Raw genomic sequence first — 19,717 nt, 5'->3', positions numbered from 1 at the left:
GTCGGTAACCGTGGATCAGTAGCCGTAGATCATCTTGTAGGCGGCCTCGGGGAGGAACTGTCCGGCCGACGAGCCGGCTCCGACACCGCAGTCGCCGTCGGACTCGCCCGGGGTCTTGACCCACAGGAGCATCTCGGCGCCGCCTCCCAGCTGGGTGGGGGTACCGAGGCGGCGGCCCGCGGCGTTGCACCACTCGCCGTTGGCGCCGTTGCCGTTGCGGCTGGTGTCGACGACGAACGGCTTGGTGTAGCCGTAGCGCGCGCTGAGTTCGCCGTTGACGGCGTTGCCGTACGCGGTGTTCTGGGCGGTGGTGAAGTAGTTGGAGATGTTGAGGGAGAAGCCGTGGGCCTGCCGGAGGCCCGCCACGTGGAGGCGCTGGGCCATCGTCGCCGCGCTCACCCAGCCGGGGTTGCCGGCGTCGAGGTAGACCCAGGTGTTGGGCGCCTGGCGGTTGAACTCGGCGACGGCGCCGGTGATCATGCCTTCGCGTTCTCTGATCTGGGTCTGGTTCATGCAGCCGTAGTCCGCGATGGCGTCCGGTTCGAGGAGGACGACGGCCGGACGGTTGGCGATCCCGCCGGCGAACTGCGCGATCCAGGTCGCGTACGCGGACGGCGAGGCGGCTCCGCCCGCGGAGTGCCCGCCGCAGTAGTCGCGGTGGTAGATGTTGTAGGCGACGAGGACGGGCAGCTTGTCCCCCTGGTCCGCCGCCCCCACGTAAGCGCCCGTCGCGGTGCCGATGGTTCCGCTCCAGGAGCCGAACCAGCGGGCCATCGGGGTGTTGGCGATGGACGCGTTGATCGCGGGCGCCCGGCCGTCAACGGGGTTGGCGGCGGCCCACTGCTTCGGGGTGGAGTTCGGGTCCACGTAGAACCCGCTGCTCATGGTGGTCGGATCGGCCGCGTGTGCGGACGGCGCGACGGCGAGCGACAACGGCAGCGCGAGGAAGGCTGCCGCGAGGGCGCGGAATCTGCGGCGCATGGCTGTACCTCGATCTCCTGGCGGCGGACGCGCCGCACGCTCTCGTCCTGAGCGGGCGGCGCACTGAGGAAGTGCGGTGTACGACGTCCCGGGTGCCGGCGGCGCACCGGCGGGGACTACTGCACACCCGAGGCCCGTGGATACCGTGGAAGCGCTCCCACTGGAAGCGCTACCACAGTGCGATCCGTGGGCCTTGGGGTGTGGGCGGTATCGTGTGACGCCCTGAACGTCCTGTCAAGTGCCGCCGTTTAACCAGCACTTCACACGACAGCGAGAAGGGTTTACAGTCCTGGAACTGGAAGCGCTCCCAGTCTTCCGGTGGCAAGAGAACGGGGCAGGTTCATGACGGAAGGCGTGCCACGCCGGCAGCCGACGCTCGACGAGGTGGCCGAGCTGGCCGGCGTCTCGCGGTCGGTGGCCTCGCGTGTGCTCAACAACGCCCCGCACGTCAGCAGGGGCAAACGCGAGGCGGTAGAACAGGCCGTCCACCGGCTCGGCTACGTACCCAATCCGACCGCTCGCGCACTGGCGACCCGTCAGACCGGGGCGGCCGCCCTGGTCATATCGGGAGAGGATCCGTCGATCTTCGCGGATCCGTTCTTCGCCCAGGTGATCGTGGGGGCGTCGGCCGCGCTGGAGGACGCCGATCTGCACCTCATGCTCTGCCTGGCCGCCTCCGACCGGGGGCGCAGGCGAGTGGAGCAGCTGATCCGGGCCAAAGGCGCCGACGGCGTGATGCTGATGGCGCTGCGCGAGGAGGATCCCCTGGCCCGGCTGGCCGAAGAGGCCGAGATGCCCGTGGTGTTCGGCGGACGCCCGGTCGGTCTGGACCCCCGGTGGTACGTGGACGTCGACAACGTCGGCGGGGCGCGCCAGGCGACCGATTACCTGATCTCGACCGGCCGGACCAGGGTGGTCACGATCTCCGGGCGTCTGGACACCGAGGTCGGGCGCGCCCGGTACCGCGGCTACCGGGACGCCATGCTGGCGGCGGGCCTCGAACCGTGTCCGCCGGAGGCCGGGGACTTCACCGAGTCCACCGGAGCCGTCGCCATGGCCCGGTTGCTGGCGAACCATCCGGACCTGGACGGGGTGTTCGCCGCCAACGACAACATGGGGGCCGGGGCGTTGCGTACGCTGCGCGAGGCCGGCCGGCCGGTCCCCGGCGACATCGCCGTGGTCGGCTTCGACGACCTGGCCGTGGCCCAGATCGCCGATCCGCCCCTGACCACCGTCCATCAGCCCATCAAGGCGCTCGGGCAGGAGATGGCGCGCATGCTCGTCGCGCTCATCAACGGACAGGACCCCACGCCGCTGATCCTCCCCACGCGCCTGGTCACCCGCGCCAGCGCCTGACGGGGAAGTCCGCGGGCACCCCGCGGACTTCCCCACCTTCCCTCCCGGCCTCCCTCTTGACAGACCATCAAAAGGAGGGGAGGGTTCCGCCAGCCTCTTTTGGGAGCGCTCCCAATCCGGGAGGACGCCCCAGGGCCCGCTCTCCCCGGCCTCCCAAGGCCCACCCCGCGCCCCCGCCGACAAGGCGGGGCTCTGCCCGGCGTACCCCACAACCCCTTTGACGCATCGAGGAGATGCCATGTCCCGCCTGTCCATGTCGCGCGCCCGCACGCGCTCCGCCGCCGTCACCTCCGCAGCCGTCGCCCTCGCGCTCGCCCTCACCGGCTGCGGGGCCTCCGAGGACGGCGCCGCCTCCGCCGACGGGAAGATCACCCTGACCGTCGGAACCTTCGGGACCTTCGGGTACAAGGAGGCCGGGCTGTACGACGCGTACATGAAGCAACACCCCGGGATCACCATCAAGGAGAACCCGACCACCGTCGAGGGCAACTACTGGACCGCCCTGCAGACCCGGCTGTCCGGCGGCGGCCTCGACGACGTCCAGGCCCTCGAAGTCGGCCGCATAGCCCTGGCCACCTCCGAGGACCTCGCCGACGCCTTCGCCGACCTGTCCGACGCCCCCGGCGTCGACAAGAAGGACCACCTGCCCTGGAAGTGGGACCAGGCGACCACCGCCGACGGCCGGACGATCGGCCTCGGCACCGACGTCGGTCCGATGGCCATCTGCTACCGCCAGGACCTCTTCAAGGCCGCGGGCCTGCCCTCCGACCCCGAGTCGGTCGGCAAGCTCTGGGCCGGTGACTGGGCGGAGTTCGTCGAGGTGGGCAAGCGGTACCAGGCCGAGGCGCCCAAGGGCACCTTCTTCATGGACAGTGCCACCGGACTGTTCAACGCCGTCGTCTCCAGCAGCACCGTCCAGTACTACAAGGACGGCAAGCTCGCCTACAAGGACTCGCCCAGCGTGAGGACCGGCTGGGACCTGGCCGTCAAGGCCGTCCAGGGCAGGACCAGCCAGGGCCTGAAGATGTTCGACACTCCCTGGCAGACCGCCTTCTCCAAGTCCACCTTCGCCACCACCGTCTGCCCCTCCTGGCAGCAGTCCAACATCCAGCAGTTCTCCGGCCCCGCCAACAAGGGCAGGTGGAACATCGCCCAGCCGCCGGCCGCCGGCAACTGGGGCGGTTCGTTCCTGGCCGTGCCCGCCTCCGGCAAGAACGTCGACGAGGCCAAGAAGCTCGTGGCCTGGCTCACCGCCCCTGAGCAGCAGGCGAAGGTCTTCCAGAAGGTCGGCAACATCCCCGCCAGCCAGGCCGCCTACGACCTGCCGGGCGTCGTCGACTACAAGAACCCCTACATCGGCCCCGGCGCCGCCACCGGCCAGATCTTCTCCACCGCCGCCAAGGCCATCCGCCCCGCCGAGAACGGCCCGAAGGCAGGCGACCTGACCGGGGCCTTCGGCACCGGCGTCCAGCTCATGGAGCAGAACGGCAAGACCCCCGAAGAGGCCTGGGACGCCACCGTCCGCCAGATCGACAGCACCATCCAGTAGCCCTCCCGCCCCTCCCCGGCCGCCGTCGCGGGGGAGGGGGCGGCCGGTCACCGGGGAGCCGGCCGCCCTGCCTCGTACCGACGTACCGACGTACTCGTGTACCGACGTACCCGTGTACCCGCCTACCGACGTACCCGTGTACCCGTGTACCCGCGTACCGGCGTACCCGCGTACCGACGCCCTGTGCCGACGTACCGCCGCGACCGGCCGTGACCCACCGAAGGAACCCACCCGTGGCCTCCACCACCGCACCCAGCCGCAACGGCCCCACAGACCGGCGGGACACCCCGCCGCCACCCGCCCGCCCCGCCGGACGATCCGCCTGGCGCAGCCGCCTGCACCGCTGGGACACCAAAGGCACGCCGTACGCCCTCGTCGCGCCCTTCTTCCTCGTCTTCGCCGCCTTCGGCCTCTTCCCGCTCCTCTACACCGGCTGGCTCTCCTTCCACCGGGTGAGCCTCTACAACGTCGACCGCGCCGAATGGGTCGGCCTGCGGAACTACGAGGACCTGTTCACCGGTCAGGTGAGCCACTACTTCTGGAACGCCCTGCTCAACACCTTCACCCTGGGCGTACTGTCCACCGTTCCCCAGCTGCTCATGGCGCTCGGCCTCGCCCATCTCCTCAACTACCGGCTCCGTGCCCAGGGGTTCCTGCGCACGGCGCTCCTCGCCCCGTACGCCACCTCCGTCGCCGCCGCGACCCTCGTCTTCACGCTGATCTTCAGCCCCGAGGGCGGCATGGCGAACTGGCTCCTCGGCCTGTTCGGCGCCGGGCCCGTGCACTGGGAGGCGGGCCGGTGGAGCTCGCAGTTCGCGATCTCCGTGATCGTCACCTGGCGCTGGACCGGCTACAACGCCCTGATCTTCCTCGCGGCCATGCAGGCCGTGCCGCGCGAACTGTACGAAGCCGCCGCGCTGGACGGGGCCAACCGCTGGAAGCAGTTCCTGCACGTGACGATCCCCGCCCTGCGCCCGACGATCCTCTTCGCGGTGATCGTCTCGACCATCGGCGCCACCCAGCTCTTCGGCGAGCCCTACCTGTTCGGCGGCCAGAGCGGCCACCAGGGCGGCACCGACCACCAGTACGAGACCCTCGGCATCCTCATGTACGACCAGGGATTCCACTCCAGCATGCTCGGGCGCGCCAGCGCGGTCGCCTGGACCATGTTCGGCCTGCTGCTGCTCATCGGGCTCGTCAACGCGCTGATCACCCGCCGCCTGCGCGCCTCCCAGTGACGTGGAGTACGACATGACCACCACCACCACATCCGTCCCCGACCGCCGGCACCGGGCGGCGGCGCGACCGTCCGCCCGTGCCGGCGCGGCCGGCGGCCAGCACCGGGCCGGGCGGCTCGCCCACGTCGTCCTGGGTCTCGCGGCCCTGGCGTCGCTGTTCCCGCTGTACTGGACGCTGGTCGCGGCCTCCACCGACAGCCACGCGGTCGTCTCCAGCCCGCCGCCGATGCTGCCCGGCGGCAACCTGTTCAAGAACCTCACCTATGTGTGGCACAACGCCGGTGGCCGTGGCATGGGCGTCGCCCTGCTCAACTCCACGCTCGTCGCCGGGGCCGTCACCGTCAGCACGGTCACCTTCTCCGTCCTCGCCGGCTTCGCCTTCGCCAAACTCCGCTTCCGCGGCATGAAGGTCATGCTCGGCCTGGTCCTGTCCACCATGGCCGTGCCCGCGCAGCTCAGCGTCGTACCCCTGTTCATCCTCACGAAGAACCTGGGGCTGAGCAACCACCTCGGGGCGCTGATCCTGCCCGTGCTCGTCACCGCCTTCGGCGTCTTCTTCATGCGCCAGTTCCTCTCCCAGGCCCTGCCCACCGAACTCCTGGAAGCCGCCCGGGTCGACGGCGCCAACTCCCTGCGCGTCATCTGGCACGTCGTGTTCCCCGTCGCGCGCCCGGCGATGGCCGTCCTCGGCATGCTGACCTTCGTCCAGTCCTGGAACGACTTCCTGTGGCCGATCATCGTGATGAACGGCTCCACCAATCCCACCGTCCAGGTCGCCCTCGCGGGGCTCGGCACCGGATGGTCCACCGACTGGTCCGTCATCACCGCCGGAGCACTCATGGGCACCCTGCCCCTCCTCCTGGTCTTCGTCCTCTTCGGCCGTCACATCGTCGGCGGCATCACGCAGGGCGCCATCAAGGGCTGACCACCTCCCCGCTCGTCCACCACCCTCCGTCGAAGGAGTACTTCGCCATGCCCGCAACGCCCGTCACCGCCGCCGCCTCCACCGCTGTGGACCGACTGCACTTCCCGACCGGCTTCCTGTGGGGCGCGGCCACCGCCGCGTACCAGATCGAGGGCGCCGCCGCCGAGGGCGGCCGCACCCCCTCCATCTGGGACACCTTCTCCCACACCCCGGGCAAGGTAGCCAACGGCGACACCGGGGACATCGCCTGCGACCACTACCACCGCTACCGCACCGACGTCACCCTGATGTCCCACCTCGGTCTCCAGGCCTACCGCTTCTCCCTGTCCTGGCCCCGCGTCCAGCCGGGCGGCCGCGGCCCCGTCAACCCCGTCGGCCTCGACTTCTACAGCCGCCTCGTCGACGAGCTCCTCGACGCCGGCGTCCAGCCCGTCGCCACCCTGTACCACTGGGACCTGCCGCAGGAGCTGGAAGCCACCGGCGGCTGGACCGAGCGCGAGACCGCCGAACGCTTCGGGGAGTACGCGGCCCTCGCCGCCGACGCCCTCGGCGACCGGGTCGCGCTGTGGACGACCCTCAACGAGCCCTGGTGCTCGGCGTTCCTCGGCTACGGCTCCGGCGTCCACGCCCCCGGCCGTACCGATCCCGCCCTCGCCCTGCGCGCCGCCCACCACCTGAACCTCGGCCACGGCCGTGCCGTCGCCGCCCTGCGGGCGACCCTGCCGGCCCACGCCCAGATCGCGGTCTCGCTCAACCTCCACCAGGTCCGTCCGCTCACCGAGGACCCCGGCGACCTCGACGCGGCCCGACGCGTCGACGCCGTCGGCAACCGGATCTTCACCGGTCCGATGCTCTCCGGCGGCTACCCGGCCGACCTCCTCGCCGACACCGGTCACCTCGTCGACTGGAACAGCCTCGTCAAGCCCGGGGACGAGGCCGCCATCGGCGCCCCGATCGACCTCCTCGGCATCAACTACTACACGCCCGCGGTCGTCTCCGCCCCCACTCCGCACGCGGCCGCCGCCGGCCACGCCCACGGCGCGAGCGACCACTCCCCGTGGCCGGGCTCCGAGGACGTCACCTTCCACCTCCCGCCCGGCGACACCACCGACATGGGCTGGGCCATCGACCCCACAGGCCTGTACGACCTCCTCATGGCCACCGCCCGGGCCCATCCCGGCCTGGCCCTGGCCGTCACCGAGAACGGCGCCGCCTTCCCCGACAACCCCACCTCCGACGGCCGGATCAGCGACCACGACCGGATCGACTACCTCCACCAGCACCTCGCCGCCGTTCACCGGGCGGTCGCCGACGGCGCCGACGTGCGCGGCTACTTCCTGTGGTCCCTCCTCGACAACTTCGAGTGGGCCTACGGATACGAGAAGCGCTTCGGCGCCGTCCACGTCGACTACGCCACCCAGCTGCGCACGCCGAAGGCCAGCGCCCGCTGGTACTCCAGGGCCATCGCCGCGAACTCGGTCCCGGGACTCTGAGCGCCCCGCGCCACCGCGGCGCGAGGCCGCGGTGGGGTCACGCGGTCGGGGCGTTGCCGTAGTAGGCGTCCGGTCCGTGCTTGCGCGTGAAGTGACGGTCCAGCAGGTGCTGCGGCGGTTCGACGGCGCCCAGGGCGAGAGTGCGCAGGGCCATCTCGGCCACGGCCTCGCAGATGACGGCGTGTTCCAGGGAGCGCGTGGCGTCGGCGCCCCAGGTGAAGGGGCCGTGGTGGGCGACCAGGGCGCCGGGGACCTCACGGGCCCGGCTGTCGTCGCGGTCCAGCAGGTCCACGATGACCTGGCCGGTGTTGTACTCGTAGTCCGTGGCGCACTGCTCCGGGGTGAGGGCTTCGGTGACGGGGACGGGGCCGTTGAAGGTGTCGGCGTGGGTCGTGCCCAGCACGGGTATGGGGCGACGGGCCTGGGCGAAGGCGACGGCGTGGGTGGAGTGGGTGTGGGTCACGCCTCCGATGGAGGGGAAGGCCAGGTAGAGGCTGCGGTGCGTCTCCGTGTCGGTGGACGGGCGCAGCTGGCCTTCCACGACCCGCCCGTCGGCCAGGGAGACGACGACGAGGTCCTTCTCGGTCAAGGCGTCGTAGGACACTCCCGACGGCTTGATGACGAAGACGCCGGCCTGTCTGTCCACCCCGCTCACGTTTCCCCAGGTCAGCGTGGCGAGGCCGGCGCGGGGGATACGGAGGTTGGCCTCCAGCACCTCTCGGCGCAGCTCCTGGGAAACCGTGGTGCTCACGGGGTGCTCCGTCCTGGTGGGAAGGGAGGAGGTGCGGGCGGGGGCGGTCACAGGCTCTGGGCCAGACGGTGGTAGGCCTGGTTCCAGCGCAGTTCGCGCGTGAAGCGCCGTACGGTGGTGTCCTCGTCGATGACCAGGAGCTCTGTGCGGAGCATCTCGGCGAGGTCTTCGAGCTCCTCGCCGCCGAGTGCGGTGGTCAGGACGGTGTGGTGCGGTGCGCCGGCCGTCAGCCAGGCCTCGGTGGAGGTACGCAGGTCCGGGCGAGGGCGCCAGACGGCCCGGGCGACGGGGAGCTTCGGCAGCGGCTCGGGCGGGGTGACGACGTCGATGTGGTTGGCGACGAGACGGAACCGGTCGCCCATGTCGGCGATGCCGACGACGACGGCCGGACCGGGAGCCGCGTCGAAGACGAGGCGGACCGGGTCCTTACGGCCGCCGATGCCGAGCGGATGGATCTCGCAGGTGGGGGTCGCCGTCGTGAGGGAGGGGCAGACCTCGAGCATATGTGCGCCGAGGATCAGCTCCTGACCGGGCGTCAGGTCGTAGGTGTAGTCCTCCATGAAGGAGGTGCCGCCGGGCAGGCCGTGCCCCATCGCCTTGAGCGTGCGCAGCAGGACGGCGGTCTTCCAGTCCCCCTCACCGCCGAAGCCGTAACCGTCCGCCATCAGGCGCTGCACGGCGAGGCCGGGCAGCTGGCGCAGGCCGCCGAGGTCCTCGAAGTTGGTGGTGAAGGCGTGGAAACCGCCTTCGGTGAGGAAGGCGCGCAGGCCGGCCTCGATCCGGGCGGCGTAGCGCAGGGACTCGTGGCGCTCGCCACCGGGGCGCAGCTCGGGTGCGAGGGCGTAGAGGTCCTCGTACTCCTTGACGAGCGCGGTGACGGTGTCCTGGCCGGCGGCGTCGACCGCGGCGACGAGGTCGTTGACGCCGTAGGTGTTGACCGAGACCCCGAACCGCAGCTGTGCCTCCACCTTGTCGCCCTCGGTGACGGCGACGTCGCGCATGTTGTCGCCGAAACGGGCGAGCTTCAGGGTGGACAGCTCGGAGCGGCCGAGGGCGGCGCGGGCCCAGCCGGCGATGCGGTCGACGACGTCAGGGGCGGAGACGTGGCCCGCCACGGTCTTGCGGGGGACACCGAGGCGGGTCTGGACGAAGCCGAACTCGCGGTCGCCGTGGGCGGCCTGGTTCAGGTTCATGAAGTCCATGTCGATGGTGGCCCAGGGGAGTTGACGGTTGGCCTGGGTGTGGAGATGGAGCAGGGGCTTCCGCAGCGCGTCGAGGCCGGCGATCCACATCTTGGCCGGGGAGAAGGTGTGCATCCAGGCGATCAGACCGACGCAGCGGTCGTCGGCGTTGGCCTCCAGACAGATCGCACGGATGGCGGCCGCGTCGGTGAGCACGGGCTTCCACACGAGTCGGACGGTCATCCGGGGCTGGTGGGCGAGGGTCTCGCAGATCGCGCGTGACTGTTCGGCGACCTGGGCCAGGGTCTCGTCGCCGTAGAGGGACTGGCTGCCGGTGAGGAACCAGATCTCGCGGTCGGGCTGGGCGAGCGTCATGTCGGGTGTACTCCTGGAGGGGGCTGGGTGGAGGGGCGGACCGGGAGGCGGTCCGTCAGTCGGCTGTCGTGGTGCGCGCGGTGTTGCGCATCCGTCGCAGACGGTGCAGGAGGAGGTCCACGCCGGTGCCGAAGTGGTCGTGCAGGGCGCGGTATTCGGCGAACAGGGCGTCGTAGGCGTCCGCCCGCGCCGGGTCGGGTACGTACGCGTGCCGCTGGACGCTGCCCATCGCGGAGGCGGCGGAGCGGACGTCGGGATGGGCGCCCGCGGCGACGGCGGCATGGATGGCCGAGCCGAGTGCCGGTCCCTGTTCGGAGGTGCCGAGGGAGACGGGGCGGCGCAGCACGTCGGCGTAGATCTGCATGAGCAGGGCGTTCTTCCTCAGCCCGCCGGTCACGATGAACTCCTCGACGGGGATGCCGCCGTCCTCGAAGGCCTCGACGATCATCCGGGTGCCGTAGGCGGTGGATTCGAGGAGGGCCCGGTAGACGTCCTCGGGCCGGGTGTCGAGGGTGAGTCCGGCGACGACGCCGGAGAGGTGGTGGTCGACCAGGGTGGAACGGTTGCCGTTCATCCAGTCCAGGGCGACCAGACCGTGCGCGCCGACCGGCTGGCCGGCGGCCTTGCGGGTGAGGAGCTGGTGCAGGTCCTCGCCCGCCGCCTCGGCTTCGGCGCGGTAGTGGTCCGGGACGCCCTGACGCAGCCACCAGGCGAAGATGTCGCCGACCGCGCTCTGACCGGCCTCGTAGCCGTAGGCGCCCTCGACGATGCCGCCGTCGACGACCCCGCAGATGCCGGGCACCTCGGCGAGGGCGGCGCCGTTGAGGACGTGGCAGGTGGAGGTGCCCATGATGGCGAGCATCCGGCCGTTCTCCACGGCGCCCGCGGCCGGAGCGGCCACGTGGGCGTCGACGTTGCCGGCGGCGACGGCGATGCCTTCGGGCAGGCCGGTCCAGTGCGCCGCCCGGCCGCTCAGGGAGCCGACGCGGGAGCCCAGCGGTGACAGCGGGTGCTCCAGACGGGTCGCGGGGAAGTCGGCGAAGTCCGGATGGAGCCGGGCGAGGAAGTCGGGCGAGGGGTACGCCCCGTCCTGGTGGATGCCCTTGTAGCCGGCGGTGCAGGTGTTGCGGGACTCGCTGCCGGTCAGCTGCCAGACGATCCAGTCGGCCGCCTCGATCCAGCGGGCGCAGGCGGCGTAGACGGCGGGGTCCTCCTCCAGGACCTGCAGGGCCTTGGCGTACTGCCACTCGGAGGAGATCTTGCCGCCGTACCGTGAGATCCACTTCTCGCCCCGGGCGTGCGCGAGGGCGTTGATGCGGTCGGCCTGGTCCTGGGCCGCGTGGTGCTTCCACAGTTTGGGCCAGGCGTGCGGGTGGTCGGCCCACTCGGGTGTCAGGGCGAGGGGAGTGCCGTCCGGGGTGGTCGGCAGGACGGTGCAGGCCGTGAAGTCGGTGGCGATGCCGACGACGAGGGCGGGGTCGACTCCGGCGTCGGCGACCGCTGCCGGGACGGCGGTGCGCAGGACGTCGCGCCAGTCCTCGGGATGTTGCAGGGCCCAGTCGGGACGCAGGGGGGTGCCGGTCGGCGGGAGTCGGTCCTCGATGACGGCATGGCGGTACTCGTGGACCGCCGAACCGAGCTCGGCGCCGTCCCGTACCCGGACCACGACAGCGCGCCCGGAGAGCGTGCCGAAATCGATGCCGATGGTGCAGGCCTCGGGGTCGTGGCGGTCCGAGGGATCGGGAAGGGTGTGTGTGGTCACGATGCGGTCTCTCTCGTCATGGGCAGGAGGCGCCCGCTAATTGTTAGCGCTCACAATTTGGTACGGCAAGAGTCTCGCGTGCTTCTGTCGAACATTCGGAAGGGGCACAGGGGTGCGGGCGTGAGCGCTCACCTGCCCATCGACAGCGGGGGTGGAGCGGTCGCGGCCTGCCGGAGGCGACGCGAGGCGAGGGAGCGGAAGGTGAGGCGGGCGGGCGGGTGTGATTGCGGTGCGGTGTGTGTGCCCGGCGTACGCGACGCTGCGGCGCCGAGGCACCCGGCGTGCGCGACGCCGCGGCGAGAGGCGTCCGGCGTGCGCGACGAGGCGGCGGGAGGTGCCCGGCGTGCGCGACGAGGCGGCGGGAGGTGCCCGGCGTGCGCGACGAGGCGGCGGGAGGCGTCCGGCGCGTCAGGCGTCGCCGGCGGGACGCGTGCTCGCGCGCATGATGAGCTGCGGCTCCACCAAGAGGTGCTCGGTCTCGCGGGTACGCCCCTCGATATGGTCCAGCAGCAGCCCGATGCTCCGGCGCCCGATGGCCGTGAAGTCCTGGCGGACCGTCGTCAGCGGCGGCGGGAAGAACTCGGCTTCCGGGATGTCGTCGAAACCGGCGACGGCCACCTGCCCGGGCGTACGGATGCCGGCCTCGCGCAGCGCCCGCAGGACGCCGAGCGCCATCTGGTCGTTGGCCACGAAGACGGCGGTGACCGGTGTCGCTCCACGGCGGGCCAGCGCGAGTCCGGCGAGCTCCTGTCCCGCCCGGTACCCGGACAGCGGGCTCCAGTCGCCCGCCAGTACACGCGGGGGCCGGATGTCGCTCTCCTCCAGGACGGCACGCCATCCCGCGGTACGCGCCTCGCTCTCCAGCCAGTCCTCGGGCCCCGCCACGTGCCAGACGGTGCCGTGCCCGGCGGCGAGCAGGTGCTCCGTCACCATACGGGCGCCCAGCTCCTGGTCGAGGGAGACCCCCGGCAGGTCGAGCTGGTGGCCTCCCTCCACGGTCACCACGGGGAAGGGCGCGTCGAGTTCGGCGAGCGCCTGCACGTGCGAACGCTGGGGGGTGATGGCGACGACACCCTCCACACCCCAGGACGCGAGGTGATCGACGGCGTCCTTGAGCCCCTGCCCCTCACCCGTGCGCAGATTGACGGTCGAGACGAGGTAGCCCTCGTCCCTGGCCGCCTCCTGAAGGCCGGTCATGGTGCTGGCCGGGCCGTACAGCGTGGTGTTGACGGCGATGACGCCCAGCGTCCTCGTGCGGCGCGTCACCAGCGCACGCGCGGCGGAGTTGCGCCGGTAGCCCAGTCGCTCGATGGCCAGGGTGACCTGCTCCCGGGTGGCCGCCCGCACATTGGGGTGATCGCTCAGCACCCGGGACACGGTCTGATGGGACACGCCCGCCTCCCGTGCGACGTCGGCCATCGTCGGCGGGCGGACGTCCTCCGCGGGGTGCGCCACGTTCGCTTCCCTTCTGACTGCTTGCGGGTGGGTTGTCGATGCGGGAAAAAGCCTATCGCCTCGTGCGTCACGCACATGTGGGCGCTAACAATCCCGGCCGATCCGTGTCCGGCTCCGCCGGGGCGCCTACAAGGCGGGACGGCGTCCGCCGAAGAGGCGCTGGAGAAGGATGAAGACGAACAGCAGGCCGCCGATGACGATGCGGGTCCACCACGAGCTGAGCGTGCCCTGGAAGCTGATGATCGTCTGGATCAGGCCGAGGACCGTCACGCCGAGGGCGGTTCCCAGGACGAAACCGGAACCTCCGGTCAGCAGCGTCCCTCCGATGACCGCCGCCGCGATGGCGTCGAGTTCCATGCCCACGGCATGCAGGGCGTAGCCGGAAAGCATGTAGAAGGTCAGCAGCAGACCGCCCAGGGCGGAGCAGAGGCCGCTCACGGCGTACACCGCCACCTTCGTCCGTCCCACGGGCAGGCCCATGAGACGGGCCGACGATTCGCTGCCGCCCAGAGCGTAGACCGTACGGCCGAAGCGGGTGTGGTGCAGGACGACGAAGGCGAGCGCCAGGACGACCAGGGCGACGACCACCCCGAGCGAGACGAACAGGCCGCCGGGCAGGAGGACCCGTGTCTGGGCGATCCGTGTGGTGGTCGGGTCGGTGACGGAGACGGACTCCGTGCTGATCATGTAGCAGAGACCCCGCGCGAGGAACATGCCCGCGAGGGTGACGATGAAGGGCTGGATCTCGAAGGCGTGGATCACCCAGCCCATCAGCGCGCCGCCGCCCGCGCCCACCGCCAGCACCACCGGCACGGCCAGCGCGAGCGGGAGACCGTTCTGCTCGACGAGCCAGGCCGTCAGCATGGTCGACAGGGCCACCATGGAACCGACGGACAGATCGATGCCGCCGGTGAGGATGACGAACGTCATGCCGATGGCCACGACGAGCAGGAAGCCGTTGTCGATCAGGACGTTGAGCAGGACCTGGGCGGAGAAGAAGCCTTCGTACTGGACGGAGCCGATCGAGAACATCGCGATCAGCAGCGTGGCCGTCACCATCAGCGGCAGGCGCGCGGCGTGCCGGGCCGAGAACCGGTGGAGCGGCTTGCTGAGGGAGGCGAGGGTGCTGCTCACGGGTGGACCTCCTGCTTGCGGGCTCCCACGCCGCCGGCCGCGGGGGCCGCACCGGGGGCGGCCGGTCCACGACGGCGTGAGAGGCGCGCGCGGAACGCGGACGACTGGACGAGACAGACCACGATGACGACCAGGGCCTTGAAGACGAGCGTGGTCTCCGGCGGGACGCCGAGGGTGTAGATCGTGGTCGAGAGGGACTGGATGATCAGTGCGCCCAGCACCGTACCGCCGAGGGAGAAACGGCCCCCCGTCAGCGCGGTGCCGCCGATGACCACGGCGAGGATCGCGTCCAGCTCGATCCACAGGCCGGCGTTGTTGCCGTCGGCGCTGGAGACGTTGGAGCTGATCATCAGGCCGGCCACCGCCGCGCACACGGCGCTGACGACGTAGACCATGACCAGCAGTCCGCCCGCCCTGATGCCGACGAGCCGGCTCGCGACCGGATTGCCGCCCACCGATTCGATCAGCATGCCGAGCGCGGTCCGCCGGGTGACGAGGGAGGTGACGGCGACGAGGGCCGCGGCCAGCAGGACGGCGAAGGGGAGCGTGAGCCAGTAGCCGCCGCCGATCATCTTGTAGGCGCTGCTGGACACGCTGATGATCTGGCCGTCGGTGATCAGCTGGGCCACGCCGCGCCCGGCGACCATGAGGACCAGCGTGGCGACGATGGGCTGGACGCCCAGCCGGGCGACGAGGAAGCCGTTCACCAGCCCGATCGCGGCGGCGACGGCGATGGCCGTCACGATCGCCGTCATGACGGTGCCCAGGCTTCCGGGCTCCTTCGAGGTGGCGATGTGCTCGCAGGCGAGTGCCCCGGCGATGGCCACCGTCGAGCCGACCGAGAGGTCGATGCCCCGGGTGGCGATGACCAGCGTCATGCCGAGCGACACCAGGATCAGGGGCGCGCCGAACTGGAGGATGTCGATGAGGCTGCCGTACAGGTGCCCGTTCTGGACGCGGACGGCGAAGAAGTCGTGGGTGAGGGCGACGTTTCCCAGCAGCAGGGCGGCGAGGACGGCGGCGGGCCAGAACAACCGGTGCTGGGTGAGCCGCCGGGCGCGGGGCGCCGGGTCCGGACGCGTCCCGGCGCCCGTGTCGTCAGATGGGGTCATGAAGAGGCTCCGGTGGCGATGGCACCCAGGATGCGGTCGGGCGTCAGGGGCGGGTCGTTGGGGAGAGTGGCGACGAGCCGGTGGTCGCGCAGGACGCCCACCCGGTGGCTCAGCCGGAGCACTTCCTCGAGTTCGGCGGAGATGAAGAGGACTGCGGTGCCTTCCGCGGCCAGGCGGGTGACCAGCTTCTGGATCTCCGTCTTGGCACCGATGTCGATGCCCCGGGTGGGTTCGTCCAGGATCAGCAGCTCGGGGTCCGTGAGCAGCCACCGGGCGAGCAGCACCTTCTGCTGGTTGCCGCCGCTGAGGTTGCGGACCTGCGCCTCGGGATCGGCCGGGCGGATGTCCAGTGCCTCGACCCAGCGGGCGGCGATCTCGTCCTGCCGGGCGCGCGAGAGGGGCTTGATCCAGCCGCGCGCGGCTTGGAGGGCCAGCACGATGTTCTCGCGGACCGTGAGTTCGCCGATCAGCCCCTCCGCCTTGCGGTTCTCCGAGCAGAAGGCGATCTTGCGGGCGATCGCGGCGCGCGGGGAGCGCAGTGCGGCGCGTTCGCCGTCGATCCGGAGTTCGCCCTCGTCGGCGTGGTCGGCTCCGAAGAGCAGCCGGGCTGCCTCCGTGCGTCCGGAGCCGAGGAGTCCGGCCAGACCGATGACCTCGCCGCGGTGGATGTCCAGGTCGTACGGCTGGATGGAACCGGTACGAGCCAGCCCGCGGGCGCTCAGGAAGGGGGCGTCCTCGGAGCCGGGAGCGGTGCCGGTGCCCGAGTGGGACGTCCCCGCGAGCTCGTCGAGGGTGCGCAGCTCGCTGCCGACCATGCGGTGCACCAGGGTGACGGGGGTCAGCTCGTCGATCCGGTACTCACCTTCGAGGCGGCCGTTGCGCAGGACGGTCACCCGGTCGCACAGGTCGAAGACCTGGTCGAGGAAGTGGGTGACGAAGAGGATCGCGGCGCCCCGGTCGCGCAGCCGGCGCACCAGGGCGAACAGCTGGGCGACTTCGTCCCGGTCGAGGCTGGAGGTGGGTTCGTCGAGGATGAGGACCTTCGCCTGGACGTCCACGGCCCTGACGATCGCGACGAGTTGCTGGACGGCGAGCGAGTGCGCGCTCAGCGGGAGGCGGACGTCGAGGTCCAGCTCCAGTTCGGTGATGAGCCGCGCCGCGCGTGCGTGGAGGGCCGACCAGTGGACCAGGCCGAGGCGCCGGGGCTCACGGCCGATGAGGATGTTCTCGGCGACCGAGAGGTTGGGGCAGAGGTTCACCTCCTGGTAGACCGTGCTGATTCCGGCGTGCTGGGCCTCCAGCGGCTCGGTGAACCGCTGGGGGGCGCCGTCGACGGAGAGGGTTCCCCCGTCGGGCGGGTGGACGCCGGTGAGCACCTTGATGAGCGTCGACTTGCCGGCTCCGTTCTCGCCCATCAGCGCGTGTACCTCGCCGGGGAACAGGCGCAGGTCCACCCCGTCGAGGGCGAGCACTCCGGGGAAGGACTTGCGGATGCCGCGGGCTTCCAGGACCGGCTGGTCGCCGTGGCTGTGCGTGCGGGGGGTGGGTGGGGCCGCCATCAGCCCTCCTCTCCTGAGGGGGTCGGGGGCGGCGCGAGAGCCGCCCCCGGTCCGGTACGTGCGGGGAAGGGTCAGTACTGCCGGCTGGGCAGGGCGGCCGCGGCCTGGTCCTGGGTGAAGACGCCCTCCTTGACCTCGACCCGTCGCGGGACGCTCTCTCCCGCCGCCACCTTCTTGACGAGTTCCATGAGCTGGTTGCCGAGGAGGGGGTTGCACTCGACCACCACGTTGATCTTCTTCTCCTGCATCGCGACGAAGGCGTCCTTGATGCCGTCGACGGAGATCACCTTGATGTCGACGCCGGGCTTCTTGCCGGCTTCCTCGATGGCCTGGATGGCGCCCAGGGCCATGTCGTCGTTGTGCGCGTACAGGACGTCGATGTCCTGGTGGGACTTGAGGAAGGCCTGCATGACCTCCTTGCCCTTGGCGCGGGTGAAGTCGCCGGTCTGGGAGGCGACGACCTTGAACTTGGGGTCACCCTTGACGACTTCGGCGAAGCCGGCCTTGCGGTCGTTGGCGGGCGCGGACCCGGTGGTGCCCTGGAGCTCCACGATGTTGACCGGCTCGGAGGTCCCCTCGTACTCCTTGACGAGCCACTTGCCGGCCTCCTGACCCTCCTTGACGAAGTCGGAGCCGAGGAACGTCTGGTAGAGGGAGGTGTCCGCGGAGTCGACCGCGCGGTCGGTGAGGATCACCGGGATACCGGCGCTCTTGGCCTCCTTCAGGACGGTGTCCCAGCCGGACTCCACCACGGGCGAGAAGGCGATGACGTCCACCTTCTGCTGGATGAAGGTGCGGATCGCCTTGATCTGGTTCTCCTGCTTCTGCTGCGCGTCGGAGAACTTCAGCGTGAGACCGGCCTTCTCGGCCGCCTCGCGGACGGACTTGGTGTTGGCGGTACGCCAGCCGCTCTCGGCTCCCACCTGTGCGAAGCCGAGCACCAGCTTTCCGTCGGAGGAGCCCTTGCCGGCGCCGCCGGTGCTGCCGGCGTTCACGGGCTCGGTGGTGCAGGCGGTCAGCACTCCGCCGGCCAGAACGGCGGCGGCGATGACGCGGAGGGCTCTGTGGGCCATGTCGTGTTTCCTTTCGAGGCGTGCGTGACACCAGGCGAGGTCCAGAAGGTGAAGGGGCCCGGTGGAGGCGCTGCTGCGCGCGGGGCGGTTGTGGCAGGCGAGGCGGACGAAGCGTCAGCCCCGACGGCGGACGTGCGGGCGAGCGAGACACATTGTGAGCGCTAACAGAGACGTAACTCAAGAGCTCGTACGGCCGTTACCTGTTCTTGATAGACGGCGGCGAGGCGGGTGGCGGCGCGGCGAATCGGCCGGGAGGGCGGTCGGGGCGCAGGGTTGTCAGGAGATGAGGCGAGCTCACACGGTGTGCCTGCGCCCTGCAGCGGGTCACTTCCCCCGCCCTCCCTGGGCCCGTGCGGCCGTAGGTCGACCGGTCGTGAGCCCATGATTGTGAGCGTTAACAGCTACTTCACTCGCCGGAAGAGGAGCGAGCGGGACGGCCCGGCGCGGGAGGCGCGGGCGTCATCGGTCCGTGCTGAAGGAGTGAACGGTGGAGGACCGGTAGGTCTCGCCCGGTCGCAGGACCGTACCGGGGAATTCGGGGTGGTTGGGGGAATCGGGAAAATGCTGTGTCTCCAGGCACAGCCCGTCCCCGGGGCGGTAAGGGCGGCCGCCGCTTCCCGCGGCGGTGCCGTTGAGGGAGTTGCCGGCGTAGAACTGGATACCGGGTTCCGTGGTCGCGATGCGCAGGACGCGGCCCGAGACGGGGTCGCGCAACGACGCGACGGGCTCCGGCGTCGCGGTGACCCCCTTGTCGAACACCCAGTTGTGGTCGTAGCCCCCCGCGTGCCGGATCTGGGGATCGGCGGTCAGCGGGTACGACCCGATCGTCCGGGCCTTCCGGAAGTCGAACGGCGTGCCGGCGACCGGGGCCAGCCGGCCCGTCGGAATCAGGTCTGTGTCGACGGGTGTCATCCAGGAGCCCGCCAGGGACAGTTCGTGGCCGTGGATGGATCCGGCGGACTCGCCGGCGAGGTTCCAGTAGACGTGGCTGGTCAGGTTGACGACCGTGGGCCGGTCCGTGACGGCCTGGTAGTCGATGCGCCAGTCGCCCGCCTCGGTGAGCGTGTACACGACCCGTACGCCGAGGGTTCCGGGGAAGCCCATGTCGCCGTCGGGGCTGGTATGGGTGAGGACGAGGCCGACGTCAGGGCCGCGGGTGAACCCGTGCACGGTCCAGTTGTGCCGGTCGAACCCCCGCGCGCCACCGTGGAGGGTGTGCTCGCCTCCGGCGGTGGACAGGAAATGACGCGTCCCGTCCAGGTCGAAGCGCCCCCGCGCGATCCGGTTGCCGTAGCGGCCCACCAGGGCGCCGAGGAAGGAGTACTGGGCGAGATAGGCGTCGAGCGTTCCGAAGCCCAACGACACGTTCGCGCGCCGGCCTTGCCGGTCGGGTGTCTCCAGGGACTGCACGATGCCGCCGTAGCTGAGGACTCCCAGGCGCGTTCCGCCGTTCTCCAGCCACCAGCGACGCACCTTCGTGCCGTCGGGCAGCCGGCCGAAGGGTTCCGAGACGGGTGGGCGGGGCTGAGGGTACTGGTCTGTCATCTTCGTGATCCAAGGTCGTCGATGGAAGGGATGCCGACACACGGGACCTTCTCGGTGTCCCTAGGTCGGAGAAGGGCTTTCCCGGCCCCTCAGGGGCGGAGAAGGACACCCCTAGGAGCGGAGAAGGACACCCCTAGACGAGTCATTCCGAATGATCAGTGGTCGTAGGCGATCAGTGATCGTGTGACCGGCTGGCGGGTCTTGTGGTTGTGCCAGATCGCGGCGGCC

The 19,717-nt window shown here is 70.8% G+C and carries 15 protein-coding genes; 5 read left to right on the top strand and 10 right to left on the bottom strand.

From position 1 onward, the window contains the following. Positions 1-15 precede the first annotated feature (15 nt). Positions 16-981, bottom strand: a complete 966-nt coding sequence (locus ACWFR1_RS22555; RefSeq protein ID WP_453553850.1) for a glycoside hydrolase family 6 protein — start codon at positions 979-981, stop codon at positions 16-18. A 342-nt stretch (positions 982-1,323) separates the two neighbouring features. On the opposite strand from ACWFR1_RS22555, the gene ACWFR1_RS22550 reads away from it, so the two are divergent. The 5 genes from ACWFR1_RS22550 (at position 1,324) to ACWFR1_RS22530 (ending at position 7,542) form a co-directional block, all read left to right on the top strand. Then, on the top strand, positions 1,324-2,337 hold the full coding sequence (locus ACWFR1_RS22550) for a LacI family DNA-binding transcriptional regulator (RefSeq protein ID WP_453553848.1): 1,014 nt from the start codon (positions 1,324-1,326) through the stop codon (positions 2,335-2,337). Between the two features lie 238 nt (positions 2,338-2,575). Next, positions 2,576-3,886, top strand: coding sequence for an ABC transporter substrate-binding protein (locus tag ACWFR1_RS22545; protein WP_453553846.1), 1,311 nt, complete (start codon positions 2,576-2,578; stop codon positions 3,884-3,886). A 233-nt stretch (positions 3,887-4,119) separates the two neighbouring features. Further along, positions 4,120-5,124: a carbohydrate ABC transporter permease gene (locus ACWFR1_RS22540; protein WP_453553844.1), complete on the top strand. Its 1,005-nt coding sequence runs from the start codon at positions 4,120-4,122 to the stop codon at positions 5,122-5,124. 13 nt (positions 5,125-5,137) lie between these two features. Continuing rightward, on the top strand, positions 5,138-6,049 hold the full coding sequence (locus tag ACWFR1_RS22535) for a carbohydrate ABC transporter permease (RefSeq protein WP_453553842.1): 912 nt from the start codon (positions 5,138-5,140) through the stop codon (positions 6,047-6,049). 47 nt (positions 6,050-6,096) lie between these two features. Continuing rightward, the gene (locus tag ACWFR1_RS22530) at positions 6,097-7,542 is read left to right on the top strand and encodes a GH1 family beta-glucosidase (RefSeq protein ID WP_453553840.1); all 1,446 of its coding nucleotides are present in this window, start codon (positions 6,097-6,099) and stop codon (positions 7,540-7,542) included. 37 nt (positions 7,543-7,579) lie between these two features. Here ACWFR1_RS22530 and araD read toward each other — a convergent pair whose 3' ends face one another. The 9 genes from araD to ACWFR1_RS22485 all read right to left on the bottom strand — a co-directional run bounded on the left by araD (position 7,580) and on the right by ACWFR1_RS22485 (position 19,489). Next, a complete protein-coding gene (gene araD / locus ACWFR1_RS22525; protein WP_453553838.1) occupies positions 7,580-8,293 on the bottom strand; it encodes an L-ribulose-5-phosphate 4-epimerase AraD in 714 nt (237 codons plus the stop codon). Positions 8,294-8,340: 47 nt separating this feature from the next. Beyond that, positions 8,341-9,849 (bottom strand): L-arabinose isomerase, encoded by a 1,509-nt coding sequence (araA, locus tag ACWFR1_RS22520; RefSeq protein WP_453553836.1) that lies wholly within the window; start codon positions 9,847-9,849, stop codon positions 8,341-8,343. A 55-nt stretch (positions 9,850-9,904) separates the two neighbouring features. Then, positions 9,905-11,611, bottom strand: a complete 1,707-nt coding sequence (gene araB, locus ACWFR1_RS22515) for a ribulokinase (protein WP_453553834.1) — start codon at positions 11,609-11,611, stop codon at positions 9,905-9,907. Positions 11,612-12,019: 408 nt separating this feature from the next. After that, positions 12,020-13,066, bottom strand: coding sequence for a LacI family DNA-binding transcriptional regulator (locus ACWFR1_RS22510; RefSeq protein ID WP_453553832.1), 1,047 nt, complete (start codon positions 13,064-13,066; stop codon positions 12,020-12,022). Between the two features lie 126 nt (positions 13,067-13,192). After that, entirely contained in the window at positions 13,193-14,200 is a 1,008-nt protein-coding gene (gene yjfF / locus ACWFR1_RS22505; RefSeq protein WP_453553830.1) for a galactofuranose ABC transporter, permease protein YjfF, read from the bottom strand. Beyond that, positions 14,197-15,312, bottom strand: coding sequence for an ABC transporter permease (locus ACWFR1_RS22500; RefSeq protein ID WP_453553828.1), 1,116 nt, complete (start codon positions 15,310-15,312; stop codon positions 14,197-14,199). The genes yjfF and ACWFR1_RS22500 overlap by 4 nt, the downstream gene beginning before the upstream one ends. Next, entirely contained in the window at positions 15,309-16,871 is a 1,563-nt protein-coding gene (locus tag ACWFR1_RS22495) for a sugar ABC transporter ATP-binding protein (protein WP_453553826.1), read from the bottom strand. The genes ACWFR1_RS22500 and ACWFR1_RS22495 overlap by 4 nt, the downstream gene beginning before the upstream one ends. Before the next feature lie 71 nt (positions 16,872-16,942). Continuing rightward, positions 16,943-17,944, bottom strand: coding sequence for an ABC transporter substrate-binding protein (locus tag ACWFR1_RS22490; protein ID WP_453553824.1), 1,002 nt, complete (start codon positions 17,942-17,944; stop codon positions 16,943-16,945). 459 nt (positions 17,945-18,403) lie between these two features. Further along, a complete protein-coding gene (locus ACWFR1_RS22485; RefSeq protein ID WP_453553822.1) occupies positions 18,404-19,489 on the bottom strand; it encodes an aldose epimerase family protein in 1,086 nt (361 codons plus the stop codon). Between the last annotated feature and the right edge of the window lie 228 nt (positions 19,490-19,717).

It is taken from the genome of Streptomyces sp. NPDC055103 (assembly GCF_053607625.1).
This window is presented reverse-complemented; position numbering and strand designations above follow the sequence as displayed.